Source organism: Paenochrobactrum pullorum (genome assembly GCF_041929845.1).
Taxonomy (GTDB): Bacteria; Pseudomonadota; Alphaproteobacteria; order Rhizobiales; family Rhizobiaceae; genus Paenochrobactrum; species Paenochrobactrum pullorum.
In genome coordinates this window covers 1-19,899 of record NZ_JBHEEH010000007.1, presented here as the reverse complement: position 1 = coordinate 19,899, position 19,899 = coordinate 1, and the positions used below count along the sequence as shown (strand labels likewise).

Here is a 19,899-nt window from a genome sequence, read left to right as displayed (position 1 = left end):
CTTTAGGGGAACCATATAGATGCAGTTTTTTAAACCAACACAATCTAGGCCTATTCTCCGTAAGTTTAAATATGGTCTTGCCGCATCCTTTATTGCGTTGAGTGCGAGCCATGCATGGTCGGAAACAACACTGACCGCTGTTATGCATTCTGATTTGCGCATGCTTGATCCGGTTATCACGACCGCGCATATTACCCGCGACCATGCCTATATGATTTATGACGTATTGGTTGCTGTCGATGAAAACTTCAAACCTCAGCCGCAGATGGCTGATTGGGAAGTCTCAGACGATGGGAAAGTCTATACTTTCACCCTTCGTGACGGTTTGAAGTTCCATGATGGTGCGCCGGTGACATCCGCAGATGTGGTTGCATCCTTGGAGCGTTGGGCAAAGCGCGATTCCGGTGGTCAGCTGGTGATGGATATCACCGATAATTTGAAGGCTGGTGATGACAAAACCATTGTCTGGACACTGAAAGAACCATTTGCACCTTTCCTTGATACATTGGCCAAGCAGTCGGCACTGCCGCCATTCATTATGCCTGCACGTATTGCTGCGACCTCTGCCGATACGGCCATTACCGAACATATCGGTTCCGGTCCTTTTAAATTTGTGGCGGAAGAGTTTCAGCCGGGCGTCGGTGTCACATATGCCAAGTTTGAGGATTATGTTCCGCGCGAAGAACCGGCAAGCTGGATGGCAGGCGGTAAAGTTGTCAATGTCGACAAGGTACGTTGGGTGACAATGACGGACGCCCAAACAGCGGCCAATGCACTGATGAGCGGGGAGATCGATTATATCGAACAGGTGCCGGTTGATCTGGTGCCGCTCTTTGATGGTGATGACAGCGTCGTGCTCGAGCAGCGTGATCCGCTTGGATATCAGACAATGGGGCGTTTGAATTTCAAACATGCACCTTTTGATAATCCCGATATTCGCCGTGCAGCCTTATTGGCGATGTCACAAGAGCCTGTTCTGGCTGCTTTGATGGCGGATCCTAATTACTACCACACATGCGGGGCAATTTTTGGATGCGGCACACCAAATGCAACCGATATAGGTTCTGAAAGTCTTGTTGGTGCCGGTAATGTTGAAGAAGCCAAAAAGCTTCTTGAAAAAGCCGGTTATGATGGAACGCCTGTTGTTTTGATGCAGCCGACTGATGTGAGCAGTTTGAGCCCGCAGCCGGTCGTAGCTGCGCAGCAATTGCGCGCTGCTGGTTTCAAAGTGGATATGCAACCGATGGATTGGCAGACTTTGGTCGGGCGTCGCGCTTCCAAAGATGAGCCGTCAAAGGGTGGTTGGAACATGTTCTTCACCAATTGGCAGATTCCGGAAATTGCTACACCTTTGAATTCGGTGATGCTCAATGGCCGTGGTGATCAGGGCTGGTTTGGCTGGCCGCAGGATGACAAGATCGAAGCGCTGAAAAAAGAGTATATTGCAGCAAAAACACCGGAAGAACAGAAAGCAATTATCGAGAAAATTCAAGATCACACATTTGCGAATGTTCTCTATATTCCGCTCGGTGAATATAACCCGCCACAGGCACGTCGCTCCAATGTGGTCGACATGATTGGCGCACCGGTTCCGGTTTTCTGGAATTTAAAGAAAGCGGAAGAATAAGCTGCCTTAGCGTTTCGTTTTTCTTAAAACGATAATTTCCAGTTCCATGCGAAGCCGGATTAAACCGGCTTCGCCTCAAGCGGGATCCGCATATGGCTGTTTATCTGTTAAAAAGAATTCTCTCTCTCATACCGGTATTGTTGCTGGTATCGATTTTTGTATTCCTTCTCCTGCGTCTCACTCCAGGTGACCCGGCTGCTATTTTGGCAGGCGATGCCGCAACGACCGAACAGCTTGATCGTATTCGTGAAGCGATGGGGCTGAATGAGCCGATTTTGACGCAATATTTCACATGGATGGGCAAGATTTTCCAGGGTGATTTGGGTACATCGTTGATTTCTGGTATTCCCGTATTGGATATGGTTTCATCGCGTATTGGCCCAACAATATCAATCGCCATCCTCACCATCATCATTGCTATTCTAGTTGCAATACCTATGGGCGTGATTGCTGCATGGCGTCACCGCACATGGGTTGATTATCTGGTGATGAGCTTTTCAGTCCTTGGTTTTTCTGTACCCGTTTTCTTGGTCGGTTATGTCTTGCTATTGATTTTCTCGGTCAATCTTGGCTGGTTGCCGGTGCAAGGGTTCAGGCCGATTTCGTCGGGGCTGGGTGGTTTTCTGGAGCGTGCTATTTTGCCGGCTCTGACACTTGCATCCATCTACATTGCGTTGATTGCACGTATGACCCGTGCCGCCATGCTTGATGTGCTGGGGGAGGATTATATCCGCACCGCACGGGCAAAAGGTGTAAGCGATCGCAGGCTTCTTTTTGTGCATGCTTTGAAAAATGCAGCCGTTCCAGTCGTCACAATCGTTGGTACCGGCTTTGCACTGTTGATTTCCGGTGTAGTGGTAACGGAGAGCATCTTCAATATTCCGGGTATTGGGCGTTTGACTGTAGATGCCGTTTTGGCACGCGATTATCCGGTTATTCAGGCGATGATCCTTTTAACCAGCGCGCTTTATGTTTTTGTCAATCTGCTGATTGACCTTTCATACACATTGTTTGACCCGAGGATCCGTTATTGATGCGTACAGAACAGACATCAGCCGGCATGCATTGGATGCTGCGCTTTTTCTCGTTGCCACGCGTCGCACGCGTTGGTATCGGGCCGCTGATTGCCGCTTTCTTATTAGCTGCAATTATCTTTGTAACATTGATTTCGCCGTGGATCGCACCGCATGACCCGCTGGCGATGAACCCTTTGATGCGGCTTAAGCCGCCATCGGATGAGTATATTCTCGGCACGGATAATTACGGTCGTGATCTTTTCTCCCGTATGATTTTAGGCGGGCGCATATCGCTCTTGATTGGTGTTCTGGCAGCTGTTGCTTCAATTATTGCAGGTGCCTTTATCGGCCTGATTGCAGGGTTTTTCCGCCCCGCAGATGCAATCATCATGCGCATGATGGATGCTTTGATGGCAATGCCGTCCATTTTGATTGCTATCGCATTGGTGGCGCTTAATGGCCCTTCAATCGGTTCGGTGATTGTCGCTATTACCATACCGGAAGTGCCGCGCGTGGTGCGTTTGGTGCGCGCGGTCATTTTGACAGCGCGCGAAGAGCCATATGTGGAAGCCGCCCTTGCTCTTGGCTCTAGTACACCGAAAATCTTGTTTCGTCATTTGTTGCCAAACACTATGGCACCGCTGATTGTACAGGGCACTTATATTGTGGCCTCGGCGATTTTGACTGAAGCGATTTTGTCCTTTTTGGGCGCTGGTATCAGCACGGAAATTCCGACCTGGGGCAATATTATGGCTGAAGGGCGTCAGTTTTTCCGCATCAAACCATCTATTGTTTTGTGGCCGGGTTTGCTGCTCACTTTATGTGTTTTGTCGATCAATCTGTTGGGCGATACCGCGCGCGATATGCTTGATCCGCGTTTGAAAAAACGGGAGGGCTGACATGGAATTAAGAAATCGTGATTTCTCCGGCGAGCCTGTTGTGCTGGAAGTGGAAGATCTGATGATCGGTCTTCCAAGTGGCACGCCTGTTTTGGGCAGTGTGAGCTTTAATATCCGTAAAGGTGAAACCCTTTGTTTGGTGGGTGAATCCGGTTCCGGCAAATCGGTGACATCCTTGACCGTGATGGGGCTTTTGCCGAAAGGCGCGCTTTTGGTAAAAAGTGGCTCGATCAAGCTGGATGGAACCGATCTTTTGAAGTTATCGGTTGCCGAGATGAAGAAAATGCGCGCGACCCGTGTTTCTATGATCTTTCAGGAGCCGATGACAGCGCTTAATCCGGTTATCAGGGTAGGTGAGCAGATCACTGAAGTGCTGGATGTTCATACCAATCTTTCGGCCGCCGAAAAGCGAGCGAAGGTGATCAATATTATGGAGCAGGTTCATCTGCCGGATGTGGAGCGTATTTATCAAAGTTATCCACATCAGCTTTCCGGTGGTCAGCGTCAACGTATCATGATCGCGATGGCGCTCATTCTGGAGCCTGCTGTGCTGATTGCCGATGAACCGACAACCGCATTGGATGTAACAACACAAAAGCAAATTCTGGCACTGATTGCCGAATTGCAGGAAAAGCACGGAACGGCGGTGTTGTTTATTACCCATGATATGGGAGTGGTCGCCGAAATTGCTGATCGGGTTTGTGTGATGCGAAGCGGTGAAATTGTTGAATACGGGACAATCCGTGATGTTTTAACAAATCCGCAGCAACAATATACCAAAGATCTGCTTGCCTCGGTGCCAAGCCTCAATCCGCGGGAAGCACGTGAAGAGGTGACAAGCGAAGCTGTTATTAAGGTACGTGATCTCGGCATGACCTATAAGGTTGGCGGTCTGTTTCGCATGAAAGCGGGAACGCGAGCTTCTCGTGATGTCAGCTTTGATCTGCAACCGGGAAAAACACTTGGTATTGTTGGTGAATCCGGTTCCGGCAAAACAACAGTTGCCCGTTCTATCATGCGGTTGATTGAGCCGACAGAAGGCGAAATTATCATTGATGGCCGTAATATTGCACATCTTGGCCGGCGCGAAATGAAACCGTTTCGCCAAAAGCTTCAAGTGGTGTTTCAAGATCCGTTCCGTTCGCTCAATCCGCGCTGGACAATCGAGCAAAGCTTGACGGAAGGGCCGCTCAATTACGGGGTTCCTTATGATGAAGCAGTCCGCGAAGCCAAGCGCCTGTTGAAAATTGTGTCACTGCCGGAAGATTCATTGAAGCGCTATCCGCATCAGTTTTCCGGTGGTCAGCGCCAACGTATTGCCATTGCCCGGGCGGTAGCCTTGAGGCCGGATATTCTGGTGGCGGATGAAGCAGTTTCGGCGCTGGATGTTTCAGTGCAGGCGCAAGTCTTGGATTTGCTGGCGGAGCTGCAAAAAGAAACGGACATTGCCATTATTTTCATTACCCATGATTTGCGGGTCGCCGCACAAATTTGTGATGAAGTGCTGGTGATGCAGCGTGGTCAAGTGGTTGAGCAGGGCAAAGCCGCCGATGTGCTTGGTCGTCCATCTCATGAATATACACGCTCCCTCATTGAGGCAGCGCCCGGACGTTTCTGGGATTTTGCAGCAGGACGACCTGCAGCCTGATGTAAAGACGTAGGGGGAGCCTGCGCCTTTATCGAAATTATCATCCTTTGTCAGACAGGAATGCAATTATGGGCATTATACCTTTTATCGAAGAAAAAGCCGACCAAATGCGTGCGGTTTTTGAGGATTTGCATCGCCATCCGCAAATCGGTTTTGAAGAGCAACATGCCGCAGGCGTGGTCAAAAAACTGTTGGAAGAATGGGGTTTTGATGAAGTTCATACCGATATTGCCGCGACAGGCGTTGTCGGTATTTTGAAAGGCCGTCACCATAGCAATCGCCGTATTGGTTTGCGTGCTGATATGGATGCATTGCCGATTGATGAAATTTCGGGTGTTTCTTATACATCGCAAAATCCGGGGCGCATGCATGCTTGCGGCCATGATGGCCACACGACAATGCTGTTGGGTGCTGCGCAATATTTGGCGGCAACACGCAATTTTGAAGGTACTGTTGTCTTTATTTTCCAACCTGCCGAAGAGGGATTGGGCGGAGCGCGTCGTATGATTGATGAAGGGTTGTTTCAACGTTTTCCATGCGATGAAATTTACGGTATGCATAATCAGCCAATGGGGCAACTCGGCAAAGCCGCCCTTCGTAAAGGTGCGGCTATGGCTGGCGCCAGCTTTTTTGACATTAAACTGACCGGCAAGGGCAGCCATGCAGCACAGCCCCATAATGCGCGTGACGTATTGGTGATTGGTGCTGATCTGATTGGTCAATTGCAGACCATTGTTTCACGCAACATTTCGGCAACGGACGCTTGCGTGCTTTCCTGCACCCAGTTTCATACCGGCAGTGCCTATAATATTGTGCCGGAAGTTGCCACCATTACCGGCACAATCCGCTATTTTGACAAGCAGGTTTGCGCGCTTGCCGAGCAGCGTATGCGTGAACTTTGCGCAGGTGTTGCAATTAGCTACGGTATTAAAGTGGATGTTGATCTTCGCAATGTTTTTGATGTTTTGCGTAACGATCATGAATTGTCGGATGCTTATCTGGCGGCAGCACGCGATGTGTTGGGTGAGGAAAATGTCAGCGATGATTGTCCGGCATTTATGGGCAGTGAAGACTTTGCCGATATGCTGGCACAAGTGCCGGGCGCTTACATCAATGTGATGCATGCCGGACAAGCAGCCTTGCATAATCCCGCCTTTATGCTCGATCCGGCAACCTTGCCGATCGGCTCTTCCATCTATGCACGCATTGTCGAAACACGTTTGCCAGTCATCAAGGAATTAGCAGCATGAGTGCCGGTAAGTTAACATTTGATCTCGATGATATGATTGCCCGATTGCGGGTTTGGATTGAAACAGAAAGCCCGACTTTCGATGCAAGTGCGGTTAATCGCATGGTTGAAGCGGCAGCTTATGATTTTGCCGCTGCTGGTGCGGCTATTGAATTTATTCCCGGAAGGATGGGGTATGGCGGCTCTTTGCGGGCTAAATTTCCGCATTCCGATCAAGGTAAGCCCGGCATTATGGTTTCCGGTCATCTGGATACGGTTCACCCGTTGGGTGTGATTGATATCAACCCATATCGCCGTGAAGGCGGCAAAATTTACGGTCCCGGTATTCAGGATATGAAGGGCGGTAATTTTGTAGCACTTGAAGCTATGCGTCAGATTGCAAGAAGCGGATTAACAACCAAATTGCCGGTGACGTTTTTGCTGACACCCGATGAAGAGGTCGGAACACCTTCAACGCGTGATCTCATTGAACAGGAGGCATTGAAAAATAAATATGTATTGGTGCCGGAGCCAGCGCGTGAAGATGGCGGCGCAGTTGTTGGTCGTTATGCCATTGCACGCTATAATTTGGAGACGATCGGTCGCCCGAACCATGCCGGTGCTTATTTGAAAGATGGCCGTTCTGCCATACGTTTGATGGCTGAAAAGATCGTGGAGATTGAAGACCTGACCAATGACGACTGCACATTTTCGGTCGGGGTTATTCAGGCCGGACAATGGGTCAACTGCGTTTCTTCCAATTGCAAGGCTGAAGCATTGAGCATGTCCAAAACCCAGCAAAGTCTCGATGACGGTGTTGCCCGTATCATGGCTTTGGCGGGCACCCGAAACGATGTGGAATTGATTGTTACGCGTGGTGTGACAAGACCGGTTTGGGAACCGGATCAACCGCAGGACATGAAGCTATTCCATTTTGCCAATGAAATTGCCAAAGAAATCGGGTTCACCATGAGCCATCAAAGCTTTGGCGGCGGCTCAGATGGTAATTTCACCGGTGCTTTGGGCGTGCCGACACTGGATTCCATCGGTGTGCGTGGTGCCGGGTTACACACATTGGGCGAGCATATTTTCGAAGATAGTCTGGTTGAACGCGCGCGTCTCCATGCGGGCTTGTTTTTAAACCTCGAATAAAGTCTGATAACAACGGTTCGGATTATGAAAATCCGAACCGTTTTTTTACTATTTCCGAACAATGACTTGCTTGGAAATAATTGGAGAATATCTATGTCCGGGGCAATCAATTTAGCTGCAACCCGTGTGACGGGTTTAGAAAAAGACGTCACGATCAATATTGATCATTGGGGTGTTGCACATATCAGAGCAGAAAATCTGCATGATTTGTTTTTTGCACAAGGATGGAATGCCGCACGCGATCGTTTATGGCAAGTTGATCTGGCGCGAAAACGCGGACTTGGTTTGTTGGCGCGCGATTTTGGCCCCGGCTATCTGGAGCAGGATAAAGCCGCACGTTTGTTTTTGTATCGCGAAGATATGAAACCTGAATGGCAGGCTTACGGTGAGGATTCACAGGAAATCTGCACAGCTTTTGCCAAAGGGATAAATGCTTATGTTGACGGCTGTCTGAGCGGTGAAATTGCGCTGCCGCCTGAATTTGAGCTGCTTGGTACCAAGCCCGATCATTGGGCAGCAGAAGATGTCGTGCGGGTGCGCAGTCACTCGCTGGTGATGAATGCGACATCAGAATTATTGCGCGCAAAAATTATGGCCGCAGCCGGCAAAGAGCTTGGCGCGAAGCTTGATTTATTGCGCAAACAACTGGTGCTTGGCAATGTGCCGCAACCGGTTGAAGGCTTGGATCCGGCTGTTGTGACAGACAGGGTATTACGTGATTTCCGTCTGGCCGTCAGTCCGGTTAATTTTTCCAAAGAGCGCCTTGAGGCAACACTTGATGAAGCACGGTTTTGGACGGCTGTGACGCCTGCAGGTGAAATTGATCGTGCACCTTTTGAAGAAGGCTCCAACAATTGGGCAATTTCTGCGGATAAAACCAGCACTGGCCGTCCGATTTTATCGCTTGATCCGCATCGCACCCATGTATTGCCGTCGATCCGTTATGTGGTTCATCTGACTATGCCGGGCTTGGATGTCATTGGTGCAGGGGAACCGATGGTGCCTGGAATTTCCATGGGACATAACGGAACCGCAGCCTTTGGTCTGACGATCTTCGGTGCTGATCAAGAAGATATTTATGTCTATGACACGCATGAAAACGCGCCCGATCAATATGCATATGCTGATGGTTGGGAAGAAATGACCACCATTAAAGAAACTATTCCGGTGAAGGGTTATCCGGATCAGGAGGTGGAATTTAAGTTTACCCGTCATGGCCCAGTTCTTTATCAGGATAAAGATAATAATCGTGCCTTCGCCCTTCGAACCGTATGGATGGATGCCGGTATGGCGCCTTATATGGCAAGCCTTTCGGTGATGAAGGCCAAAAATTATCCGGACTATTTTAAGGCGCTTGAAGGATGGGGCTGTCCGTCGGTCAATCATATTTATGCTGATACGGCGAATACAATTGTCTGGAAACCATCAGGAGCAACACCAATTCGTGACAATTGGGATGGCCTTCTGCCGGTTCTTGGCAATGGTCAATATGAGTGGAATGGTTATCTGGCGCCTGATGCTGGCCCTGTTGCGGTTAATCCGTCCTGCGGTTTCGTCGCCACAGCCAATGCTTTGAATATTCCGCCAGAATGGACGGCCAACAATCCGGCTATCGGTTATGAATGGGCAGATAGCAGCCGTCAGGATACATTATATCGTGAATTATCACGCACTAAACCAATCTCATTGGCTGATTGCGTCAATTTGCAGGTGTCGACTTTTTCACCGATAGCTGCGCGTGCAATTAAACGTCTGCAAGTATTTTTCAATGAAGAAAATGCCAATGAAGCATGGCAAATCTTGCATGATTTTGATGGTAATTTGGCTGCTTCTTCGGGCGCAGCCGCACTTTTTGAAGTTTGGTTCAGCAAGCATTTGGGCAAGCTGGTTGCACAAAAGTCAGGTGCGACTGAACAAATTATGGCCATGCTGATGCCGTTTGACTCGCAAAATGTCGTGGCTTGGCTGGAAAATGCCGAAGTAACACATGAGCTCACAACACAATTGGCGCAAAGTCTGGCGGATGCGATGATAGAATGCCGCCAATTGCTGGGCAATGATCTCAATGAATGGAACTGGGGTAAAATCCACAATTTAAGCCTGCGTCATCCGTTGCAATCATTGACTGATAAAGATTGGTCGATGGCAACTGTGCCTGTAGGCGGTTCTAGTTCAACGCTGAATTTGGCAAATTATCGTTTGAGCGATTTTTCGGTTACATCCGGTCCTTCGGTTCGGATGGTTATTGATGTCGGTGAATGGGATAATAGCTTATTTGTGAACAATCCGGGGCAATCTGGTGTGCCGATGTCGGATCATTATGGTGATCTGTTACAAAACTGGCATCAGGCAAAACATGTTCCGCTTGTTTATTCGCAAATTGCGGTCGAAAAGGTAACTGCTACGCAAATCAAGCTGGTTTCCAAGTAAATTAAAGATAATTGCCGGATATTCAGAGGCAGCTGAAATGATCTTTCAGGCTGCCCCTGAGACTTTGAATAGTTGATGCGGTGCTTAATTGGCGATGTTTATTGTAAAAGCTTTGCATCGATGCCGATTTGTTGACAATCTGTCTCTAACGTTGATGGGTTAATTCCCCGACAACTGCATTATATAGAACCTGACAAGAGCGTTATGGCGCTCACTTTATATTTGACTGCGTTGACGCAGCTATCATTATACGGGTGTTATTATGCAGTTTGGAATTTTTACTGTCGGTGATCTGACAACTGATCCAACCAACAATCATACACCAACCGAGCATCAGCGTCTTAAGGCCATGATGAAATATGCTTTGAAGGCAGAAGAGGTTGGTTTGGATGTGTTCGCTACCGGCGAACATCATAATCCGCCATTTGTGCCTTCATCGCCGACAACGATGCTGGGTTGGATTGCGGCTAAAACCAGCAAGATTCAGCTGACCACCGCAACAACGTTGATTACCACCAATGATCCGGTGAAAATTGCCGAAGATTTTTCAGTACTCCAGCATCTGGCCGATGGCCGTGTAGATCTGATGATGGGACGCGGCAATACGGGGCCGGTTTATCCGTGGTTCGGCAAAGATATCCGTCAGGGTATTCCGATGGCCATTGAAAATTATCATTTGCTGCGCCGTTTATGGCGGGAAAGGATTGTGGATTGGGAAGGTCAGTTCCGTACGCCATTGCGTGGTTTTACACTGGCACCGGCACCGCTTGATGATACGCCGCCATTTGTCTGGCATGGTTCTATCCGCAGCACCGAAATTGCCGAACAGGCTGCATTCTATGGCGATGGATTTTTCGCCAATAATATCTTCTGGAACAAAGAACATACCGAGCAGATGATCAATCTTTATCGCTCGCGTTTTGAACATTACGGCCACGGCAGTGCCGATCAGGCGATTGTTGGTCTGGGTGGTCATGTGTTTATGCAGAAAAACAGTCAGGACGCGGTTGCGAAATTCCGTCCTTACTTTGATAAGGCTCCGGTCTATGGCCATGGCCCTTCGCTGGAAGAGTTCACGCAAATGACCCCGCTGACCGTCGGCTCACCGGAGCAGGTGATTGAGCGGACATTGAGCTTTGCCGATTATGCCGGTCATTATCAGCGTCAGCTTTTTCTTGTGGACCATGCTGGTTTGCCGGAAGAAATGGTGCTGGAGCAAATCGAACTTTTGGGAACGGAAGTGGTGCCGGTGCTCCGTAAAGAGTTTGAGGCGCGCCGTCCGGCTCATATTCCAAGTGATCCGCCAAGCCATGCCAGTTTGAAGGCACAAGGCCCTGACGGAAAGCACCGCAAGGTTATTCCGGTTGAAACGAGCGAAAAAGCAGGTTGATGGGCTGATACAGATCAATCTTCCAATATTAATCGTGACGGGCAGGAAAAGGTCTGAAGTGATTTCAGCCGTCAGGCTGGCGGTTTGGAATAAAGCCGCTGGCCTGATTGGACAAACGACAAGCCGTCATTGCTAAATGGTGTTTTTTCTGCTCCAAAGGAATAAGAAAAAATGGGACGCTGGCGCAATCTTTGCACTGGCGTTGATTAATTTGAACGTGTTGGAATTGTTGTGACTTTTCGTTTTGTACATGCTGCCGACATTCATTTGGATTCGCCGCTGCGCTCGCTTGCATTGCGCAATAGCGAATTGGCAGAACTGATCGGTAATGCAACGCGGCAGGCTTTTGTACGCATAATTGATCTATGTCTTGAACAACAAGTAGATGCATTGCTGATTGCCGGTGATCTTTATGACGGAGATCAGACATCGATGAAAACCGCGCGTTTTTTGCATGAACAATTAAGACGGCTGAATGATGCTCAAATCAGCACTTTCATTATTCGTGGCAATCATGATGCTTTGTCGCGTATCACCAAAGAATTGGTGCTGCCTGAGAGTGTAAAACTCTTTGGCGGACGTGCGGAAATGGTGGAAATTGACCATGATGGAACGTCTTTTCCGATTTGCATTCATGGCTTGAGTTTTGCGCAGGCTCATGCGCCGGATAGTTTGCTTCCTAAATATAAGCAGCCGCAGATTGGCGCATTTAATATCGGGCTTTTACATACAAGTTTGGCCGGAAGCGAAGGCCATGATCTTTATGCGCCATGCAGTATCAAGGATTTGCAGGAAAGCGGTTTTCAATATTGGGCTTTAGGGCATATTCATAAGCGCAGTCTTGTTGAAGGTGTTTGTGCAATCGTGATGCCCGGCATGCCGCAGGGACGTGACATTAATGAGGCTGGTGCAAAATCGGTAAGCCTCGTAACCGTCAACAATGATCGCTCTGTTGAAATTGTTGAGCATGTTACCAGTATTGCACAGTTTGAGCGGTTAGATGTCAATGTTAGTGACTTGTCTGAATGGCCACAACTGGTTCAATTTATCGGTGATGAGCTACATAAAAAAACGGCACAAGTACAGGCTGAACATGGCGTGTTTCGTGTGTATTTGACCGGCCACACGGCTTTAGCATGGCGCATACGCCGTGATGCGGATTTGCTGTTGGCGGAATTGGAAGCGAAAGCGGCTTCTATTGGAAGGACATGGGTTGAAAAACTGGAAGTTGCCTGCCAGCCGTTAAAAGATCATACAAAGGATAATAGCGACCCGTTGTATGATCTTTATCAACTCGTGAAGCAGGATATTTTAACAACGCCTTCTTTTCAGCTCAATGCACAAAAAATGGCGGATGAACTGAAAGCGCAATTGCCACCGGAATGTCGAGACATATTCGGGCAGGACGAGGGGGAGTTTCAAGCCATCATTGATGGTCTGGTTAAAGTGGGTGCGGAAAATGTTATCGCACGGCTTCAATCTGATGAGAGTGAGGCTTAAAAAATGCGATTACAACGTTTTGACCTCACCCGTTATGGCAAATTTACTGATAAACAGATTGAATTTGGTACAAAAACAGACAAAAAACCGGACTTTCACATCATTTACGGGCCGAATGAAGCAGGAAAATCAACGCTTTTTTCCGGTCTGCTGGATCTGATTTTCGGTATAGGCGCGCAAAGTTCTTATAATTTTATTCATCCCTATAACACGATGCAACTTGGCGGGTTGCTTGAGGTTAATGGTGAGACAAAAGAGTTTGTCCGTATCAAGCGGCCGAATAATAGTTTGCTGGACGCGCAAGGCCGGCCATTGCCGGAAAGTGCGATACGCGCTGATATTGGCGCAATTGAACGCGACAGTTACCGTACAATGTTTTCATTGAATGATGAAACGCTGGAGCAAGGCGGCGAGAATATTCTGGCCAGTAAAGGTGATCTGGGCGAGTTGCTTTTCTCTGCCAGTGCAGGCTTGGCACAATTAAGCAATAGACTGACGGAACTGCGCAGTGAAGCGGATTTGTTTTATAAATTTCGTGGTCGCAACAGCCAATTGCAGGCATTGAAAGCACAGTTGGCTGATTTAAAAGCCGAGCGTGAGCAATTTGATGTTTTTGCTGCTGATTTTGCGCAACTGATCAAAAACCGTGATCAGGCAACCAATCAATATCAAGAGGTGAATGCTGAGCGCAATACGATCCGATTGCGTATTGCAGCGCTCGAAAAACAGCTTAATGCTTTGCCGCGATTGGCGAGCTTAAAACGTTTGCGTGAACGTTTGGCACCGTTGCTAGATTTGCCGCAACCACCACAAGACTGGACGGCAGATGTGCAGCAATTGCACCGGCAAGAGATTGAGTTGCGTGTGCAGATGCAATCTTTAACTGGTGAAATGGAGCGTTTGCGCAGTCAGATCGAAGCAATCGAAGTGGATGAGAATGCGCTGCAATTGACAGGACGCCTTGAGGCACTGGAAGATTTACGGGCGCGCTTTTTAACCGCGGTCAAAGATCTGCCTGAACGACGCTTGGAAGCGCGGGAATTGCAAGGCATATTGCAGGGAATTTTACGACGCTTAGATCGTGAAAATGAGAAAAACCCGCAAAATCTGGTGCTTTCTGCTCGTGTCGCAGGTCAATTCAGCACTCTGCTTGAGGCGCGCTCCGGCCTTGATATTGCATTGAAAGCTGCACAGTCAGAACTGGTGAATGCCGAGCAGCAGGCAAAGCTTTTAAAGATACAACATAAAGACGGTTTGGATGACGATCAGACATTTGAATTTGATAGCTCGGTGCTGCATGAATTGCAAGATTTGGTGGCGCGATCACGATTGTCCGATCATCATGTGCGTCAGCAAAATTTAAAAGAAAATTTAGCCGAATTACAAGCGGCGCTTCTATCGCGTCTTGATCGGCTTCGTCCTTATGACGAGGGAGCCGAGCACTTAGCGGTTATGATTGTGCCTGATAGGGCAGTTGTGCAGCGCCATAAAGCAGAAATATCGGCGCAAAAAGATCATATCAAGCAATGTAAACAGGATGTTGCCCGCTTGAATAGTCGTTTGGCGCAGTTGCAAAGTGAAAAAGATGCGCTGAGGCTCGCACAGGGCTTGGTCGATGATCATGTGGCACTTGCAATCCGGCGCGAAAGAGAAGAGGCATGGGCAAACCATCGCCGGCAATTGGATCAGGTCTCTGCGGACAAGTTTGAGCATGTTTTACGCCAAGATGATCAGGTTCAATCAAGCCGGATTTCGCAGATCAGCGATTTGACGAGGCTACAGCAATTAACCCATGATCATAAACTTACCGATGACGAATTAAAACGCGCAGAAAGTACACTTCAAACAGCGGGAAAAGAGTTTGGCTCGCTTCAGCAATGGATGGATGTTCTGCTTGAAAAAATGTCGCCACAGCTTGTTGGATATTTAACGATTGATAATCTTGATGATTGGTTGGCAAAGAGAGAACAGGCTTTGGAAACCCACACGCAGCTATTGACTGCGGAGCGCAAGCTAAAGGCTGTGAATGACGAAGAAATCGAAGCTGTTGAGCGGATGAAAAACGTCCTGGCACAGGCTGGACTTTCCTTCGATAGCGCTGAAAATCTGTCATTGCAAAATTTGATTGCGCGCGCCTCCGTTCTGATTGAACGCGAAAGTGAGTGGCAAAAACTGCAACTTGCGCGCAGCAAATCGGAAGAAGAGTTACACCGCCGCGTGCAGGCATTAAATCTAGCGCAGCAAGATGATCAGGCGTGGCAAAAACAATGGCTTGAGACATGTGCATCCTGTTGGTTGGAGCAGAATGGTGACCCGGTTGAACTGGCATTTGTGCGTGAAATACTGCCGCTGATGCGTGATCTGGAAGCCGTGCTGGAAAAGCAATCTTCGCTTGCTGACCGCATCGACAAGATGGAAGAAGATCAAAAACAATTCCGCTTGCAGGTACAAAATTTGAGCCTTCAGGCTGGATTTGACGATGAAAATTTTGAACCGCTCGATCTCGCGCACCAATTGCAAGAAGCCAATAAAACGGCCGTGAATGCCGATGAACGTCGGCGAAAATTGTTGGAAGCATTAGAAGAAGCGGCGCAGCGAGAGAGGGAAATTTCGTCCTCCCAAGCTATTCTATTGGCGACCAAGGTTGAAAAAACAAAAGTCTTTCATGTCGAGACGCTGGAAGCATTATTGGAAAAGCTTGCACAAGTGCAAGAGCGTGCGGAGCTTAAATCCTATATTGAGGATGCTGAATCCGAGCTGATTTCGATGCTTGGTTGTGAAAATGCACAAGCTGCTGAACAACAACTTGAGTTGTTGGTGCGTGATATCGTTGAAGCAGAATTGACGGAATTAAGAGCAAAAAGTGAAGACATTGATGGGCGTTGTCAGGAACTTTATCTCGCTAAAAATCAAGCAGAAGATAAAATTGCAGCTGTTGGCGGCGATAACAAGATTGCTGCCATTGAAGAGCGGCGTCGCACCATTTTATTGGAAATTGAAGAGGGGGCGCGCAATTATCTGCAATTGCGTATTGGTATAGCCGCTGCTGAAGAAGGTTTGAAAGCTTATCGTGACAAGCATCGCTCTTCGATGATGGAGCGTGCATCTGAAGCTTTCAGTACGATCAGCCGTGGCGATTATTCAGGACTTGCAACTCAACCGGGTAAAGAGGGTGAAATTTTGATCGCGCGCGCTGCCGATGGCAGTTCACGCGAAGCACAGGAATTATCAAAAGGTACGCGCTTCCAGCTTTATCTGGCATTACGAGTGGCCGGTTACTATGAATTTGTGCGTGAGCGTCCGGCGCTGCCATTTATTGCGGATGATATTATGGAAAGCTTTGATGATTTCCGCGCCGAAGAGACTTTACGAATTTTTTCCCAAATGGCTGAGGCGGGGCAGGTAATATATCTGACCCATCACCGTCATTTATGCGAAATAGCCAAAGATATTTGTCCGTCGGTTAGTTTGCATAATCTGCAAGGATGAGCATTATCTGGTGAACAGTATTTGCAGGTTTTATTGTAACCAAGCTAAAAACCGTCTTTCGCCTTCAGGCGAGAAGCTGACGATGCGGGATTGAGGCAAACGCCTTGCCCATGTCTGGGCAATCAAACGCTCCAATATTGTTTTTCCGATCCGGCCGGCCAGATGATGGCGCCGCTGGCTCCAGTCCAGACAAGCACGGCATAGCGACCTGTTACTCGGAGGCAGGGCGCTTTCATGGATGCCTATGAGGGCAAGCTTTTCCCAGCCCTTTGGAGATATAGTCAAATCTTCATTGAGCCAATTTTGTGCAATCATATGATCATAGAGTGTGACACCCATTTCACCAGCCAAGTGATCATAACAAATACGTGCCTTACGTAGACTTAAATCACTGGGGCCGGTTCGTATGGTTCGAGCAGGTTTTAGCGCAGTATTTTCATGCGTAAAAACCATTAAAGCTTCAAGCAGAGTAGCGACATGTTCACCCATTAATCTGAAATAGCGATGGCGACCTTGCGCTTCGACAGTGACCACGCCTCCTTCAACCAACTTGGCAAGATGGCTACTTGCTGTTTGCTTTGTAACGCCGGCAATGTGCGCAAGTTCTGTCGCAGTTAACGCACGCCCATCCATTAGCCCCAGCAGCATGGAACTGCGGGCAGGATCAGCCACAAGGGCAGCAATACGGGCAATGTTGGGGCCTTCGGTCATAATTCGACGTTAATCGAACCATCTTTATTGGTCAATTGGCTAAACTGACTTACAACGAGAAAGGAAAATCCATGATTGCCGTTATTTTTGAGGTGGAGATGTCGCAAGATAAACAAAATGAATATCTGGACTTGGCTGCACAATTGCGCCCGCTTTTGAATGATATCGAGGGCTTTATTTCAATTGAGCGTTTCCGGAGTCTGACTATACCCGATAAGGTTTTATCTTTGTCTTTTTGGCGCGATGAAGAGGCGGTTAAGAACTGGCGTAACCTTTCGCTGCATCGTCAGGTGCAGGCAGCGGGGCGTGATCATGTTTTCAATCATTACCGCCTACGCGTTGCATGTGTTTTGCGTGATTACGGCATGAATGAACGGGATGAAGCGCCGTCCGACAGCCGTAGAGTTCATGAAAAGGTTGTATAAAGTGTTTGATATCGAGTTTGATTTAACCAACGATCCCGATGGTTTGGCAAGGCTTGGCGAAGCGATGGGACGTGCTGCTATTCCGTTTGAGGGTGGGGGTGTTTTTAAGAGTGGTGATAAAATAACGGCTCATTTTCTGTTTAAAGACGGTGAGGGTGCCTGGGCAGCAGCAAAGGCTGCCAATATTCGTGCTGTTGCAATAAAACGCCCGTTAATCCGAAAGCTAAAACAAGGTACGCCTGGTCAGTTAGGTGCGATTGCCAGAGCGCTGCGTCAACAAAGCGTTGAGATTTTAACGCAATATTCAGACCATTATAATCGCCTGATACTCATTTGTGACGATTTTGAAAAGGCCGATATTGCCACGCGCGAATGGGCGATTGCCGTTTAAAGTATAATGATACTCTCTCAAACCGGCACCGTGCAAATTCGTCGGATGAGGGCTCTGAGCCAGCGATGTGCCGGATCTGCGTCAATGCGCGGATGCCAGGCTTGCGATATCGCAAGGGCATCCGCATCCACCGGCAGAGGAAATGAAAACAAATCGCGTCTAGCATTATAAGTGAGGTGATCAGGCATCGCCGCGATATAATCACTGCGGCGAACAATCTCCAAACTCTCGGAAAAGCTGGCAACCGCCAGACTGACAGTGCGGCTCATGCCATGTGTCGCCAGTGCTTTGTCGATTGGGCCATCAAAACGTCCGCGCCGCGAGACGGATACATGCGGATAAGCGACAAAATTTTCTAAAGATGCGCCCGCCTTGGCTATTGGGTGATCGTGACGCACAACACCTATAAACCGGTCATGAAATAAAGCCTGCAACCGCACTTCAGGGCCCATTGCGCCAATAACGCCAATATCAAGATCAACCTTGCCTTCACGCAAGGCTTCAACATCTTCATTGCCCTGCGGGGCAAAATAAAGCCGGACTTTGGCGGCTTCCTTAAAAACGGCTTGGGCAATGGCGGCACCATAAGCACCGACAAAACCATCATTGGAACGCACTGTAAAAGTGCGCTCCAATTGCTGCGGGTCAATGTCGCGCTCACCACGCACCAACATTTCCGCGCTAAGCACAAATTGGCGCAAACGCTCACGCAATTCTTCTGCCCTTGGTGTTGGCACAAGGCCACGGCCGGCTCGCACAAGAATGGGATCGTCAAATAATTCGCGGATACGTGTCAGCTGGCGACTCATTGCCGGTGCGCTGAGATTCATGCGTTGTGCCGCACCTGCGACGCTGCCTTCAGACAGCAGGGCATCGAGCGTGATGAGCAGATTCATATCGATTTGCGAAAGGCGTTTGTCGGACATGTGAATTATAATCCAGATTGCATTTGGTGCAATTATATAATTCCATCATTGCACTGTAAACAATTCAATTGCAGGTTTATGTTTTTTCCCAGAAGAGCCTTCTCCCAAGGCTTTTGAAACGGAAAAAATATAATGACACAAATTTCTCAAACAGGAATTTTGCCAAGCGAGCCACCAAGCGAGTCACCAATTCAGCCGATACGTTCAGGCATGGTACTGACGGGGCTTTCTCTGGCAATTCTCTTGTCGCAATTAGGCACGAATATTATCAATGTTGCATTGCCGCAGTTGGTCAGTGAATTTGATACAACTTTCGGTGCCATTCAATGGGTGGTGGTCAGTTATCTGCTGGTCGTGACGGCCTTAATCGTCGGTGTTGGTCGTTTTGGTGATCAGCTTGGCAAAAAGCGCCTTTACCTTTGGGGGCTTGGTATTTTTATGATGGCTTCTGCCATTTGTGCTCTCTCTGTAAATTTGCCAATGCTGATTGTCGGCCGTGCACTTCAAGGCGTTGGCGGAGCCATTTTGATAGCTTTGTCTTTCGCTTTTGTCGGGGAGGTTTTCCCGAAAAACCGCACTGGTTTTGCGATGGGCGTTTTATCAACCATGGTTTCATTCGGCATTGCGCTTGGGCCTTCTTTGGGTGCATTTTTGCTGGCCAGTATTGGTTGGCAGGCGATGTTCTGGATCAATATCCCGCTATGCGTGCTGGCATATTTTCTGGTGCATGCTTATCTGCCTGCCTCAGTTGATGCGCCCAAGCAATCAGCATCACTACGCAATTTTGACTGGACAGGAACTGTTCTGCTTGCAGCAACTTTGGCGGCCTATTCGCTTGCCATGACATTGTCATAACAATTACCTTTACCGCTCATTGATATGAGGATGTGGTACTTACCCAATAACGTTTGATAGTCATATGAGCAATATTGACTGCCGCGATCCGAATGGTGGATCAAGCCAGGAGGTGGTCTGCGAAGAGCAATTGCTCTGCTTAAAGCCGTCAACGCCAGATCTTTTTTGAGCCTGTCACTCGTCGCCCATCCAACAATACGTCTGGAGAATAA

At 48.5% G+C, this 19,899-nt stretch carries 15 protein-coding genes and 1 pseudogene; 13 read left to right on the top strand and 3 right to left on the bottom strand.

The genetic code is table 11. The features are described from left to right. The first annotated feature begins 19 nt into the window (after nucleotides 1-19). The 10 genes from JNC77_RS11255 to JNC77_RS11210 all read left to right on the top strand — a co-directional run bounded on the left by JNC77_RS11255 (nucleotide 20) and on the right by JNC77_RS11210 (nucleotide 16,379). Nucleotides 20-1,627 (top strand): ABC transporter substrate-binding protein, encoded by a 1,608-nt coding sequence (locus tag JNC77_RS11255; RefSeq protein WP_374832507.1) that lies wholly within the window; start codon nucleotides 20-22, stop codon nucleotides 1,625-1,627. A 92-nt stretch (nucleotides 1,628-1,719) separates the two neighbouring features. Next, nucleotides 1,720-2,661, top strand: a complete 942-nt coding sequence (locus JNC77_RS11250) for an ABC transporter permease (RefSeq protein WP_374832505.1) — start codon at nucleotides 1,720-1,722, stop codon at nucleotides 2,659-2,661. Further along, nucleotides 2,661-3,542 carry an ABC transporter permease gene (locus JNC77_RS11245; RefSeq protein WP_374832503.1) on the top strand — a complete coding sequence of 294 codons (882 nt, stop codon included), beginning with the start codon at nucleotides 2,661-2,663 and terminating at the stop codon, nucleotides 3,540-3,542. The genes JNC77_RS11250 and JNC77_RS11245 overlap by 1 nt, the downstream gene beginning before the upstream one ends. Before the next feature lies 1 nt (nucleotide 3,543). Next, a complete protein-coding gene (locus tag JNC77_RS11240; RefSeq protein WP_374832501.1) occupies nucleotides 3,544-5,190 on the top strand; it encodes an ABC transporter ATP-binding protein in 1,647 nt (548 codons plus the stop codon). Between the two features lie 68 nt (nucleotides 5,191-5,258). Then, nucleotides 5,259-6,440, top strand: a complete 1,182-nt coding sequence (locus JNC77_RS11235; protein ID WP_374832499.1) for a M20 aminoacylase family protein — start codon at nucleotides 5,259-5,261, stop codon at nucleotides 6,438-6,440. Further along, a complete protein-coding gene (locus JNC77_RS11230) occupies nucleotides 6,437-7,570 on the top strand; it encodes a M20/M25/M40 family metallo-hydrolase (protein WP_374832497.1) in 1,134 nt (377 codons plus the stop codon). The genes JNC77_RS11235 and JNC77_RS11230 overlap by 4 nt, the downstream gene beginning before the upstream one ends. A gap of 93 nt (nucleotides 7,571-7,663) precedes the next feature. After that, nucleotides 7,664-10,000: a penicillin acylase family protein gene (locus JNC77_RS11225; protein ID WP_374832495.1), complete on the top strand. Its 2,337-nt coding sequence runs from the start codon at nucleotides 7,664-7,666 to the stop codon at nucleotides 9,998-10,000. 262 nt (nucleotides 10,001-10,262) lie between these two features. After that, the gene (locus JNC77_RS11220) at nucleotides 10,263-11,390 is read left to right on the top strand and encodes an LLM class flavin-dependent oxidoreductase (protein ID WP_374832493.1); all 1,128 of its coding nucleotides are present in this window, start codon (nucleotides 10,263-10,265) and stop codon (nucleotides 11,388-11,390) included. A 231-nt stretch (nucleotides 11,391-11,621) separates the two neighbouring features. Continuing rightward, entirely contained in the window at nucleotides 11,622-12,890 is a 1,269-nt protein-coding gene (locus tag JNC77_RS11215; protein WP_374832491.1) for a metallophosphoesterase family protein, read from the top strand. A 3-nt stretch (nucleotides 12,891-12,893) separates the two neighbouring features. Then, nucleotides 12,894-16,379: an AAA family ATPase gene (locus tag JNC77_RS11210; protein WP_374832489.1), complete on the top strand. Its 3,486-nt coding sequence runs from the start codon at nucleotides 12,894-12,896 to the stop codon at nucleotides 16,377-16,379. Between the two features lie 30 nt (nucleotides 16,380-16,409). Here the strand turns inward: JNC77_RS11210 and JNC77_RS11205 are convergent, their stop codons facing one another. Then, nucleotides 16,410-17,090: an ArsR/SmtB family transcription factor gene (locus JNC77_RS11205; RefSeq protein WP_374832487.1), complete on the bottom strand. Its 681-nt coding sequence runs from the start codon at nucleotides 17,088-17,090 to the stop codon at nucleotides 16,410-16,412. A gap of 71 nt (nucleotides 17,091-17,161) precedes the next feature. On the opposite strand from JNC77_RS11205, the gene JNC77_RS11200 reads away from it, so the two are divergent. Beyond that, nucleotides 17,162-17,515 (top strand): antibiotic biosynthesis monooxygenase family protein, encoded by a 354-nt coding sequence (locus JNC77_RS11200; RefSeq protein WP_374832485.1) that lies wholly within the window; start codon nucleotides 17,162-17,164, stop codon nucleotides 17,513-17,515. 1 nt (nucleotide 17,516) lies between these two features. Beyond that, entirely contained in the window at nucleotides 17,517-17,906 is a 390-nt protein-coding gene (locus tag JNC77_RS11195) for an amino acid-binding ACT domain-containing protein (protein WP_374832725.1), read from the top strand. 17 nt (nucleotides 17,907-17,923) lie between these two features. On the opposite strand, the gene JNC77_RS11190 is transcribed toward JNC77_RS11195, so the two are convergent. Next, on the bottom strand, nucleotides 17,924-18,832 hold the full coding sequence (locus JNC77_RS11190; RefSeq protein ID WP_374832483.1) for a LysR family transcriptional regulator: 909 nt from the start codon (nucleotides 18,830-18,832) through the stop codon (nucleotides 17,924-17,926). A 132-nt stretch (nucleotides 18,833-18,964) separates the two neighbouring features. On the opposite strand from JNC77_RS11190, the gene JNC77_RS11185 reads away from it, so the two are divergent. Then, on the top strand, nucleotides 18,965-19,687 hold the full coding sequence (locus JNC77_RS11185) for an MFS transporter (RefSeq protein WP_374832481.1): 723 nt from the start codon (nucleotides 18,965-18,967) through the stop codon (nucleotides 19,685-19,687). On the opposite strand, the pseudogene JNC77_RS11180 reads toward JNC77_RS11185, so the two are convergent. After that, a pseudogene (locus JNC77_RS11180) lies at nucleotides 19,672-19,899 on the bottom strand (DDE-type integrase/transposase/recombinase); the annotation flags it as partial. The gene JNC77_RS11185 and the pseudogene JNC77_RS11180 overlap by 16 nt on opposite strands.